General features: G+C 28.5%; 10 protein-coding genes. 3 read left to right on the forward strand and 7 right to left on the reverse strand.

Features of this window, described 5'->3' with window-relative positions:
• Positions 1-7: 7 nt before the first annotated feature.
• Genes tsaE through mnmE form a run of 3 tightly spaced genes read left to right on the forward strand, consistent with a single transcriptional unit; the run spans position 8 to position 2,881 of the window.
• The gene (gene tsaE / locus Q0J69_RS09105; protein ID WP_297206512.1) at positions 8-457 is read left to right on the forward strand and encodes a tRNA (adenosine(37)-N6)-threonylcarbamoyltransferase complex ATPase subunit type 1 TsaE; all 450 of its coding nucleotides are present in this window, start codon (positions 8-10) and stop codon (positions 455-457) included.
• Positions 454-1,479 carry a hypothetical protein gene (locus tag Q0J69_RS09110; protein WP_297206514.1) on the forward strand — a complete coding sequence of 342 codons (1,026 nt, stop codon included), beginning with the start codon at positions 454-456 and terminating at the stop codon, positions 1,477-1,479. Before tsaE ends, Q0J69_RS09110 begins: the two co-directional genes overlap by 4 nt.
• 4 nt (positions 1,480-1,483) lie before the next feature.
• Positions 1,484-2,881, forward strand: a complete 1,398-nt coding sequence (mnmE, locus tag Q0J69_RS09115) for a tRNA uridine-5-carboxymethylaminomethyl(34) synthesis GTPase MnmE (RefSeq protein WP_297206516.1) — start codon at positions 1,484-1,486, stop codon at positions 2,879-2,881.
• Positions 2,882-2,899: 18 nt separating this feature from the next.
• Here mnmE and Q0J69_RS09120 read toward each other — a convergent pair whose 3' ends face one another.
• The 7 genes from Q0J69_RS09120 to grdC all read right to left on the reverse strand — a co-directional run bounded on the left by Q0J69_RS09120 (position 2,900) and on the right by grdC (position 13,372).
• A complete protein-coding gene (locus Q0J69_RS09120; RefSeq protein ID WP_297206518.1) occupies positions 2,900-4,096 on the reverse strand; it encodes a cyclic nucleotide-binding domain-containing protein in 1,197 nt (398 codons plus the stop codon).
• 525 nt (positions 4,097-4,621) lie between these two features.
• Positions 4,622-5,410, reverse strand: a complete 789-nt coding sequence (locus Q0J69_RS09125; protein WP_297206521.1) for an ATP-binding cassette domain-containing protein — start codon at positions 5,408-5,410, stop codon at positions 4,622-4,624.
• A 16-nt stretch (positions 5,411-5,426) separates the two neighbouring features.
• Positions 5,427-6,335 (reverse strand): ABC transporter permease, encoded by a 909-nt coding sequence (locus Q0J69_RS09130; RefSeq protein ID WP_297206524.1) that lies wholly within the window; start codon positions 6,333-6,335, stop codon positions 5,427-5,429.
• A gap of 30 nt (positions 6,336-6,365) precedes the next feature.
• Positions 6,366-7,322, reverse strand: coding sequence for an ABC transporter substrate-binding protein (locus Q0J69_RS09135; protein WP_297206527.1), 957 nt, complete (start codon positions 7,320-7,322; stop codon positions 6,366-6,368).
• Between the two features lie 1,536 nt (positions 7,323-8,858).
• Positions 8,859-10,286, reverse strand: a complete 1,428-nt coding sequence (locus Q0J69_RS09140; RefSeq protein WP_297206529.1) for a sodium:alanine symporter family protein — start codon at positions 10,284-10,286, stop codon at positions 8,859-8,861.
• Between the two features lie 312 nt (positions 10,287-10,598).
• The gene (grdD, locus tag Q0J69_RS09145; protein ID WP_297206533.1) at positions 10,599-11,774 is read right to left on the reverse strand and encodes a glycine/sarcosine/betaine reductase complex component C subunit alpha; all 1,176 of its coding nucleotides are present in this window, start codon (positions 11,772-11,774) and stop codon (positions 10,599-10,601) included.
• Between the two features lie 11 nt (positions 11,775-11,785).
• Entirely contained in the window at positions 11,786-13,372 is a 1,587-nt protein-coding gene (gene grdC / locus Q0J69_RS09150; protein WP_297206538.1) for a glycine/sarcosine/betaine reductase complex component C subunit beta, read from the reverse strand.
• Positions 13,373-13,384: the final 12 nt, after the last annotated feature.

Genomic DNA, 13,384 nt, shown 5'->3' on the forward strand with positions numbered 1-13,384 from the left:
AAAAACTATGAAAAAAGAAATTCTTAAAGAAGAAAAAAATATAAAGATTGAAAACATAAAGGATATTGCCGAATATCTAAAAAGCATATTGAAAGATGGTGATATTATAATAATGGAAGGCGATTTAGGATTTGGAAAAACCACATTTGTAAGAATATTATCAAGGCTATTGGAAAGCGAGGATATTGTAAGCAGTCCTTCTTTCACATTAATAAATGAGTATGATATAATTCTTAATGAAGAGGAAAGCATTTTAAGACATGCTGATTTATACAGACTTGAAAATAAGGAAGAGCTTGATGATATAGGATTTAAAGATAAAATTAGAGAAAAAGGCATTACTATGATAGAATGGGGAAATAAATTTAAAGATTATTTTGAACCGCCGTATTATATATTTGAAATATGCCGAGAAGAAGATGAAAGCAGATTATATAGGATAAGTTTAGTTTCATGAAGAAAATTTTGTTATTATTTTTAGTACTATTTATATTATTGATTTCCTGTTCAAAAAGAATAGAAAAAGATACTGTAATGTATGCTAAAACAAGCGTATCATCTGTAAACACTATAATAGGAGATACAATAGAATATGAGGTACGCATAGTATCAAAAAAAAATATAGAATATAAATTTGAAGATGTTTCATTTGACGATAGAAATAATAAATGCAGAATTATATCTGTAGAAAATAAGAATAAAGATATAGGAGAATATAAAGAGAGAATAATAAAATATCAAATTGGTTTTTATGATGTAGGTCAGTTTGTTATATATCCTTTTAAGGTATCATATAATTATAATAATAAATATGAAGAGCTGTACGGAGAAGATGTTGCTGTATTGGTTTATCCTTTCTCAGACGGTGAAATACTGCCTCCTATGAAAAGCACCATTGGATTAAAAATGCCTAAATATGTATGGGCTATTATGGTATTAATTGCTTTTGCTGTTGTTGGAATAATAATATTAATTTTTGCTGTAGTAAAATATATAGAAAAGAAATTCAATGAAAAAATTAATATAAAAGAAGATACCGAAGCATTGAATGCTCTAAAAAATATTGATTGTAATGCTTTTTATAATGAAAACAGATATGCTGAATATTATTTTGAATTAACATTCATATTTAAGAGATACCTTACTAAAAGATTTAAATTCAATATAGAAGATATGACTACAAGCGAAATTAATCAATTATTCAAAGAAAATAATTTTGAAGAAAGCGAATATATAATAAATATGTTCTCTCAAGCTGATTATGTAAAATTTGCTAAACAAATTCCAGAGCTTAATATAATGCAGAAAGATTATAATTTCTGTGTTGACTACATAATAAAAAATGGTAATTTACAAACAGCCTTGAAGCTTGAAGAAAAAGAAAATAAAAAAAGAAGAAAAGAAGAAATTAAAAACTTAAAAAAAGAAAGAAAAAAATTGAAAAAAACAATGAAAAAATTAGAAGAAAACTCATTATAAAACTATGAATAATATATACGATATAAAAGATACTATAGTGGCATTATCCAGTCCGTATTCAAAAAGTGCATTAGCTATTATAAGAATGTCTGGAAATAAAGCATTGGAAATTGCATCAAAGATATGTTTTTATGCTGGCGATGAAAATAAAAATATAAAAAACTTTGAACATAGAAAAAGTTATTATGCCTTAATAAAGGATGAAAATAATACGCCTATAGATGAGCTTATAGTACTTTCTACCCTATCGCCAAATACATTCACTTCTGAAGATACTATAGAATTTATATCGCATGGAAGCATAGTGGTAATAGATTCTTTAATAAACCTTATAATAAGAAATGGAGCAAGGGCTGCTAACAGAGGAGAGTTTACATACAGGGCCTACATCAACGGACGCATAGGTATAAGTGAAGCTGAAGCTATACATGATTTAATTGATTCTAATAATAAACTTATGGCAGAGGCTAGCATATATAAGATGAGGGGCAGACTTACAAGGGAAATAGATAAACTTAGAGAAAATATCAAAAACTCTCTTATGCTTGTTTACGGAGAATTAGATTTTCCTGAAGATGATACTGAAAGTTTTTCTTATGACAAATTAATAGAAAATTTCTATGAATTAAAAAAAGATATAGAAAATATTTTATCTAATTCTAAAAGAGTTGAAAATCTTATTAACGGCATAAAGGTTGCTATACTTGGAAGGGTTAATGCGGGAAAAAGCAGTATATTTAATATGATATTAAATAGAGAAAGAGCAATAGTTTCAAATATTGCAGGTACTACCAGAGATTTTTTAAGCGAAAATATTTATATTGATAATATACCTTTTTATTTGATGGATACAGCTGGATTTCATAAAGAGGCGGACAATGATATAGAGCTTGAGGGAATTGAAAGAGCCAAAAAATGTGCTTATGAATCTAATATTATAATTGCTGTTTTTGATATAAGTGATAAAGCAAATGAGGATGATATTAACTTAATAGACTTTTTAAAAACATTAAATAATAAAAATATAATATACATTCTAAATAAAACTGATTCAGGAAATAAATTCGATTATAAAATAGAAGCAGAAAATATTATAAATATAAGCACAAAAACAAAAGAAGGCAAAGAAAAGTTAATAGAGGTATTAAAAAACTATGTTTCTGATTCGGATATTAATATATTTAATAAAGAAAGTTATGTTAATAGCAGAGAAAGAGGATATTTAGAACATGGTCTTAAACAGCTTGATGTATGCATAGAAAAATCTAAGCTGTCATTCTCTTTGGATGAAGTTGCTGAGGAGATGAATATATTAAATAATATACTTGGAAATGTAAGCGGAAAAATTGATGCTGAAGAAGTAATAAATGAAATATTCGCTAATTTCTGTATAGGCAAATAATTAAGCAGAATTTATATTTTAATTATGATGACTTTTTATAGAAATAACTTTTTTATGTGTTTCATATTCTCTTATAATGCTTGCTATATTTCCTGCATGTATATAATCATCATCATCTATAGTTAAAGAATGTATTTTTTTCAATTCATTTCTTATTACTGTAGTATTATCATATCCAATTATGGCTGCTATATCGCTTATCTTATATAATAAATCCACTGAATTTGTTTCTTTACTGAATAAAGTTTCAGTTCTTAATATATAGTAAATAGTGATAAGAAGTTTTATTGATATATCATTGGTATTAAGTGCCATAACTTTTAATACATTATTTCTTATTTTGGTAGAAACTATTTTTAAATAATAAGGTCTTAAAGAATTGACATTCGTTATTATTGGTATAAACTCTTCTTTTTTTAATAATCTTATTTTGGAATCTTCTAGTACAACAGTTGTAGTTGATAGCGGCTGATAGTTAATATAAGGTGCTGATCCGTCTATAACATTATTACTTGAATAAATAGCTCTTGTAACTAATTTTGAATTTACTATATTATAAATACCTACTTTTCCAGAATTAATAATATATAAATAATCACTTGACATAAGCTCAGTATATAAACAGTATCCCTTTTTATAATAAAATACATTATCCTCAATTTTAATAGGATTTTCTATATTGTATTCACTCATTGAAGAAATCATACCCTTAACAGTTTCTATATTATTACTGTTAGGGAATAATTCCAAATATTGATTATAAATTTTATAAGAAACAGTAGGCAAAGAATTATTAATATATATTTTTCCCATATCTAAAATATATTCTTCCGTAAAATTATATTTGCTAATAGAATTATTATGAGATAATCTCATATAATATATACTAAGCCATGCTTCCAAAGTATTATATAAATAATTATGAATCTTTATCATTATATCTTTATTGTATATATTAATAATATCATTTACATTTATTTCTAATGCTTCAATATCTTCTTCAGCCTTTACATTAAAAAAATACGGTTCATTCAAAACTGAATTTACTAAACCTAATATATCTCCTTTGGCATATTGAGTATCATTATCAAAATATCTTCCATACGATATGGATTTTCCTTTAATAATTATATAAAAAGAATTTTTTGGACACTGATCCTCTATAAATATTAAAGAAGATTTTTTAAAATGTACAATGTTATTATAGTTAATCATTATAAAATCCTCAAACTATTATATTATAATGTTACATCATTAATATTATAAGTCAATACAATAATGATTTTTTATTCTGATATAAATTAAACTTGTTTAAAAACTAATTTTATTTATAATTGCAACTCCATGCGTGCAGTAAGAAGGTGTTTGCATGCAAAACACTGCATGTTTATATATTAAAATAACAAAATTACACAACATATAAAACATTGCTTTTATAATTGATAAATTACTAAAATTGCATATATAATCTTGTCAAGTACTTTCAAAACAAGTATATTATATAACCTATTTAGTTTTTGTAAATAAAATATTAGTCTAAAATATATCTAATCTAAGATTATTAATATCAGTTTCGATTACTATATTTAGATTAAAATTTATGAAAATAATCATCTAACTTACATTAATATAATTTTCATTTAAATGCAATTATAAAAGTGCCGTAAAAATAAGTACAGCATGCACAATCATAAATATAAATTAATTATGACAAGTATAATAAAATAAAACTGACAAGAATTAAGAAAGCAATAATTTATCGCTTAAAGCTCCTTCTTCAGTTTCAAATTTCTTAAGCAAATCAGATATCTCTAAAGATTTTTTTTCTTCTCCCGAAACATCATATATAATATGCCCATCATTCATCATTATAAGTCTGTTTCCGTAATGAATAGCATCTTTTATATTATGAGTAACCATAAAAGCTGTAAGTTTATCCTCTCTAATAATCTCTTCTGTAAGGTCCAATACTCTTTTAGCCGTTTTAGGATCAAGTGCTGCGGTATGTTCATCCAATAATAAAAGTCTAGGTTTTTTAAGAGTAGCCATAAGAAGTGTTAAGGCCTGCCTCTGTCCTCCTGATAAAAGCCCAACTTTTGACTGAAGTCTTGTTTCAAGTCCTAAATCAAGTCTTTTTAATTTTTCAACATACTCCTCTCTTTCTGCTTTGGTTATACCCCATTTTAATGTTCTAGGTTTTCCTTTTCTTTTAGCAAGAGCAAGATTTTCTTCTATACCCATATTAGAAGCAGTACCAACCATAGGGTCTTGAAAAACCCTTCCAAAAAGTCCAGCTCTAGCATATTCCTTTTTATCTGTTATATCAACTCCATCAACTGATATAGTACCGTAATCAACTTCATAAACACCAGCTATTAAATTAAGGAGAGTAGATTTTCCCGCACCGTTTCCTCCTATAACCGTAACAAAATCTCCGTCATTAAGTTTAAGATTGACACCTTTAATAGCTTTTTTTTCTGTGATAGTACCTTTATTGAATGTTTTATAAACTTCTTTTAATTCCAACATAACAGACTCTCCATAATTATCCTTTTCTTTTACCGCCTACAACTCTAGTAACTTTTCTATTTAATACAGGCACAGAAAGAGCAATAGCAACTATTATAGCTGTAAGAAGTTTTAAGTCGGTAGCTTTAAGTCCCAATTGAAGAACTATAGCAATTATTATTCTGTATATAATAGAACCAAGCACTACAGAAGCAAGTTTGTACCAGAAAGAAAATCTATTTCCAAATACAACCTCCCCTATTATAACAGAAGCAAGTCCTATAACTATGGTTCCTGTACCCATACCCACATCAGCATATCCCTGACTTTGAGTAACTAAAGCACCTGATAAAGCAACCAAAGCATTGGATATCATAAGACCTATTATTTTCATAATATTAGTATCAACCCCTAATGCTCTAATCATTCTTTCATTATTACCTGTTGCCCTTATAGCACATCCCATTTCTGTACCGAAAAACCAATACATTATAATTATTATAATTACAGAGAATATAAACCCTACAAGCAAATCGGATAATACTTTATTAAGAGATAAAATATTTTGTATTATGGTTAATGAAGTGGACATTCCTAAAAGAGGTATATTTGGTCTGTTTCCCATTACTCTGATATTAATAGAATATAAAGCTATCATTGTAAGAATACCCGCCAAAATACCCGGAATCTGCAATTTTGTATTTAAAAATCCAGTGGCAAATCCAGCTAAACCTCCTGCTAAAAAAGCAAAAAATAAAGTAATAAAAGGATTCATACCATTAGATATAAGTACCGCACTTACAGCACCACCCAAAGCAAAACTTCCATCAACTGTTAAATCTGGAAAATCTAAAACCTTAAATGTTATATAAACACCAAGCGTCATTACACCCCAAATTATCCCCTGCGATGCTGCCCCTTGTATAGCTAATAAAACACCTTCCATACAAAATAAATCCTCTTAAAACCTATTATATTATTTATTGTATAGTGATTCGGGTATCTTAATTCCTATACTATTAACCATGTTAGTATTAACCACTAAATCAAAAGTTTTTAATGTTTCTATAGGCATTTCAGCTGGTTTTTTGACGCCTTTTAATATAATAACCGCCTGAGCAGCAGTTAATTTTCCAAGTTCATAATAGCTTATAGCATAAGTAGCAGTACCGCCTAGCATAGTCATACCGCCCTCTCCGCAAACTACAGGAATTTTTGCAGGTTCAGCAACCAAAGCAACTGTAGCCATACCTGCTGCTATCATATTGTCTGTAGGAGTATAAATAGCTTCTACCTTTCCTATTAAACTTTGAACAACCTGCTGTATTTCATTAGCACTTGTAACTGTAGCATCTATATATTTTATTCCCATAGAATCTAATTTTTTCTTAGCTATATCTATTTGAAAAACTGAGTTCTGCTCGCTTGAACAGTATAGAAGACCTACCGTTTTCAAATTAGGTGTAATCTCATTTAATAATCCTATTTGTGCTTCCACTGGAGTTAAATCAGAAGTACCTGAAACATTGCCTCCTGGAGCTTTATTATCTGCAACCAATTTAGCCGCTGCTGGGTCTGTAACTGCTGTAACAAGTATAGGTATATCTTTGGTCATATTAGCTACTGCCTGTGCTGCAGGTGTTGCTATTGCTAATATTAAATCACTTTTATCATTAACAAACTTCTGACCTATAGTAACACAGTTAGCCTGCTCTCCCTGAGCATTTTGATAATCTATTATAATATTTTCACCGTCAATATAGCCTGCTTCTCTAAGTCCATCAACAAAACCTCTGTAAGAAGCATCTAAAGCATCATGTTCTATTAATTGTAAAACACCTATTTTAAATACTTTATCTTCTTTTGAAGAATTAGATGAACAAGAAACAAAAATTAATGATAATATAATTAGAAAATAATGTATATACTTCATAAATAAACTCCAAACAAGCATATTTAAAATTATTAAAAACTACATAGAGTAATTATAATATATATATCAATAATGTCAATTAATAATTAAATAGAAATTTTAATAATACAATCATTATAAAAAATCATGCAAAAGTAAACTTAACAAATGCTCACAATTTTATAATTTTATTTCTAAAAATATATTTAAAATAATAGGATGTTTTAAAACTCAATCAATAAGTTATCATAATGCAAAAGCATGAAACACAACACTTTCTATTAATAATAAAAAAAATTTATATTCTATTAATATACTTGTTTCACGACTAAATTAATATATAATTATACCATTTTAATTTTTAGTATTTTTGAAACAAGTTTAATATTTTATCAAAGTTAATATTAGAAAAATAAAGCTTATAAATTTATAAAGTGTGTATTTAAATAATACTTAATAAATATCCAAAATTATGTACAAAAATATAAATTTTACAACTTCACCTAATAAAAATATTTAAAACTATTACTAAAAATATAGAAACAATAATTCATTAAAATTAGGTATTAAAGATTTTAAGTAATGTAATATCAATATCACAATATGCAATTTCAAAACTAATACAAAATAATAATTATAGTAATACATTTAATTATAAAATTACATCCTATCATTATTTATAAACAAACCAGCATTAGATTTGTTTCAAAACTACTTGACAAGATTGTATATAAAATTTTTATGATTTATAAATTATCATTTTAATATATAAATATGCGTCTTTTTTATTCTAAAGAGTACCGCCAATCATAAATAAAATTAGTTTTTAATATATCCATTAATTCCTGATGTTTTTCTTTGGTTTTAAAGCAATGTATTTTGTAGAGTTTATCTGTTTTAGTGTCTAAAAAACTGAGAGAGAGTTCATTTACAAATAAATCAAATTCTCTATTATTTTTTATATTAAATTTATTATTATCTTTGACTTTTTTACTTATACCCCCTTAATTATTTTGACAATACCTCTTTATCAATTTTGTTAATACCACAACAGTATATTTGAGAATATTTTTTTCGATGTTATTATTTTTTATTTCATAGTACCATTCTCTTTTAACCAAAATATGCATCTTGCTCGGCAAAGCAGACATTTGACCTTTATAATTATATTTTTTGTTATTTATTATTACAGCACCTTAAAAAACTTTATACTATACTAATATTTTATAAGTTTGGAATATGGGCTTATAATCACTTATATTTTTTGCTTTATATATAAGGGAGTACTTGCTGCAAATATTATTAAAAAAATAATTAGAGGCTACTGCAAAGCCCCAACTATAATTAAAAAATATTAAATTAGAAATTTAGTTTTGAAACGAGTTTAATGTATAAAAATTATTAATTTAGTTTTAAAATAAGTCCATTACTATGATAAAACTAAAAATGTCATATTGTAAAGCAAATATTGAGTTTGTCAATTATAAAATAAGAGAGGACTCATAATCTAATTATAAGCCCTCTTTTTATTATAAGTTATATAATATTATTATGTTTTTATTTCTCTTTACTGTCTCTTTCTTTTTTAAAGTCTTGATAACCTTTAGATAAAACGGCAACAGTACCACTTAAAGCCAATACACCTATAATGTTAGGAATAACCATCATAGCATTGAAACAGTCAGCTAAAGACCATACTAAATCAACTTTTAAAGTAGAACCTATGAATATAAATATTATAGCAAGTAAAGAATATACCCTTACAGCTTTTTCACCAAATAAATATCTTATATTTTGTTCGCCAAAGAAATACCAAGCAATGATTGTAGAGAAAGCAAAGAAGAACAAAGATACTGCCACAAATTTAACACCTATATCCCCAAATAAAGTTTTGAAAGATTCCTGTGCCAAACCTATGCCTTTAAGATTTTCAGGAATAGTAGATTGAGTTACATTACTGTTATATACTTGATCCAAAACTCCAGAAGTAAGCATTACTAAAGCAGTTAAAGTTACTATTAAAAATACAGTAAATACACCCATCATAGCAACAGCACCTTGTTCGCATGGATGCTCAACATCAGCCAAAGCATGGGCATGAGGAGTAGAACCCATACCAGCCTCATTAGAGAATAAACCTCTTGCAATACCTAAACGTACAGCATTCATTACAGCGATACCTATAGTACCTCCTACTACAGCCTCAGGATTAAAAGCACCTACAAATATCATTCTGAAAGCTTCAGGAATTTTGCCTGCATTAACAACTAAGAAAGCAACCGCTCCAAGTATATACAATATACCCATTATAGGTACAATTTTCTCTGTAGTTTTAGCTATTCTTCCTATACCGCCCAAGAATATAAATCCTGAAAGTAAAGCTACTACTATACCAACAGCAAAAGTAGGAGCTCCAAAAGCATTATTAAAAGCAACGCCTATAGAGTTTGACTGAACCATATTACCCATAAATCCTAAAGCAAGAATTATTAATATAGAAAATAATCCTGCTAAAAATTTACCAAAACTATTTTTAAATGCCTGTCTTATATAATATGAAGGACCACCTATCCATTTACCTTCTTTAGTTTTTTCTCTAAAATGAATAGCCAAACTAGCTTCAGCAAATATAGTAGCCATACCCAAAAATGAAGAAACCCATAGCCAAAATACTGCACCAGGTCCTCCTGCCAATAAAGCTGTAGCTGTACCTGTTAAGTTACCAGTACCAACTTGACCTGCTATAGAAGTAGCTAATGATTGGAAAGAACTAATTTTTCCTTCTTCAGTACCTGTTTTTTTTGATGTTTTTGTGAAACTGCGTTTAACACTATAAACAAATTCTCTTACTTGAACAAATTTCAATCTAAAAGTAAGAAATAGACCTGTACCTACTAATAAGATAATTAGTAAAGGATCCCACAAAAACCCGGCAACCTTGTTAACTATTACTAATAATTGATCATTAAATTGTTCAAATGTCATAACTTTTACCTCTTAATTTTTAGATTTTTTAATAAACAAAACTTCATTGAATGTCTAAAATAGACAAAAAAATGAATAACCCAAACTTAAACTAATAACTAATTTCTAATAAAAATTAGAAATACCAATGAATACTTATATTGAATAAGCTGCATGATAAAGTACAAGCATAATAAACTCCTATAATGTTAATATTTTAATGAAAATAAAAAATGGAAATACTAGATACTATTCTGTATCCTAATATTCCCATTTATTTGCAAAATTAGTAACAAGACTACTAAATTATAATTAGAAGCCGATAATCTTAACCTAAGATATAAATCCGCCTTTCTTCAAAATATTCTCTGCATTTTCTTTATTCTTATCACTTACTAATATGATAGGTCCAGTACATCCCATACCAGACTCAGCATATATACCATTTTCCATAACTAATTCTACAGCTGCATCCAAATCCATAACTTCTACGCCAGGTATTTGAGCAGTTACAACTTCTTTTGCTACTGTAGGTTTAGCTTTCTCTCCACTGCCGGCAGCAGCAGCTTTAGGTTTTAAACTATCTAATATAGCATCAAAACCATATTTTTTAACTTCTTGTTCTTCTTTATTCATAACATCTATTAAGTTACCGCTAATACATTGATATGCATATTCAATAGCACCAGCAATAACATTAGAACCAGAAGCTCTTGAAATAATGAATATAGGAGTTTTAAATCCAAATCCTATACCAGGACCATAACCGTATCCTATAGCTTCATAACTTCCTCCGCTGTTAAATGATGAGAACATTTTTATAAGAATATTTCCAGTAAGAGAATCGCAAACTACAACATCAACAGCACCAGTAATAAGGTCATTACCTCTTAATACTGCTCCTCCGTCAGCACGATTAGAAGCACCGAATTTTATGTTATATCCGTTGGATGCTAGTTCTTTTAAAGCTCTTTCTACAGTTCTAGCAGAATCTATATTTAATATACCAACAGTTGGTTCTTTAATACCGCATGCTTTAGCAGTAATAATACCATATATTGCATTTTTAAACATAGCCTGATCTCTTACAGTAGCTGAAGTACCTGTAGTTGTAGCAATAAAAGCCTCTTTACCATTAGCCTGAGAAATAACTCTTCCAACAGTAGATACTCCTATAGGGAAAGGATAATGCATAGTAACACAAGCATCTAATTCCCCTTTAGCAAGCATTTCTTCCATTATCTTATGAGCTTTTTCATCACAATCAGTTTCTATTGTTTGTAATCCTGTAGAATTTTTTTCACCGATTAAAACAACTTCAACATTTTTATTTCTGCTCATAGCTATAACGCCGCCAAGAGATACTGCCTCTGCACCATGCTCAGAACCTCTGTTTGTAATACCAACTCTTACTTTTTTACCAAACTGGCCAGTTTCTAAAGCATTAGCTAATGAGAGAAAAGTCTCTCCTATCATAGATTTTATAGCTGAATTAGAAGCATCACTCATCTAATACCCCCTTACTCACCTAACATAGATTTAGCGAAATCTCTCATAGCATTAGCAATAAGTTTATTAACTTCTTCTTTTGAAACGCCTTCGCTTGAACTCTTATCTCCGCTATTTTTTTCTATAATAACTGATATACCATCAAAAAGGTTAGTCATTCTTCCCAAGAATAATGAACCTTTACCTACTAACATTATACGATTTATTTTACCAGACATAATATCATCTATAGCGAAACCTAAATAAGGTACTCCAGAAGGAATATGTCCTTGAGTTGGAGCCCATCCAGACATACCATGTTTTTCAACGAATTCAGCTAACTGACTCCTATCTAAATCACCTTTTTTTACACCAATAGCAGCTATCATTTTGTAGTTAGCTTCTGGAACATCACCAGCACCAGCAGGTTTAGTTACATCAGGGTTTTGCATTTCTACAGTATATTTATCTATATCAGTAACTTTCAAATTAGCTTTTTCTAAAGGATTAACAATTAATGAAGTCATAACAGCCTGAGGAGCAGAACCAGTAGCAACAGTGTGAGTACCAAGAGCATCAGTTCTTATTATTGGATGTACTCCGTCATTTTCACTAATAAGTATAGCAAAAGCACCCAAAATATCTTCAATAATAGGAAGTTTTTTACCTACATGGCTTTTACCATTCATACCTAATTTAGCAGTAGCACCGCCTGCAACCATTACAACATTTTTGTAAGAACCAGCTTTAACTAATGAAGCAGCTGTTACCAAAGTATGAGCAGGAGCAGCACAGAATCCTCTGATATCGAAACCTGTTGCATTAGGTATTCCAGCGATTTCTGCAATACTTTTAGCAAAGTTTCCGCCGCCTCTTTGGTTCATATCACCGCAAGCCTCTTCAGAACATTCTATAACTAAATCAATAGATTTAGGGTCTATATTTTTCTTTCTGATAAGTTCTTTCAAAGCCATAACACCAGAAGCTTTAACTGCTAGGTTTTCAAACATAACATGTGCACTTAAATTGATATCAACATCATGTGCTCTTTTTATACATCCAATTACTTTATCATTGAAATATAAAGGCTCTGCATGTTCTTCTTTAATTAATTTTTCTATATCAGCTATTTTAGTTTCACACTTAACATTTTCTAATTCTTTTTTTAAATCTTCTTCGCTTTTGAATTTTGATTCTCTTGCAACATAAGCATCTTTCATTTTTTTCTCAAATTCAGCTTCCAAATATACCAATTCAAAAACGTCGCATATTTTCATCATAAATATAAATTCATCTTCTGGAAATATTTCACCGAATTTACCATTTCTATCACCTTTACAAGGAACACCTATCCAACTTCCTCCAGCTTTTTTTACATCATCAGAAACTTGAGAAGCCAATTTTTTTAATTCTTCAGGATGCATATTACCAATATAAGTTTGGTTAGGAGCATAATTAACAGCATCTTCAAAAGGTCTAAGATATTTTTTTATCTCCTTTAAATATTCCGAATTAGGATTAACTTCCCTTTCAACTGTTTGTGTAGTACCATTGTGTATAACCATGTCAGGTGCATGCACTATAGCATAAGCAGCAGCTTTTAATACAGCATAACTCATTTTTACATCTCC

Source organism: uncultured Brachyspira sp., assembly GCF_944388875.1.
GTDB lineage: Bacteria > Spirochaetota > Brachyspiria > Brachyspirales > Brachyspiraceae > Brachyspira.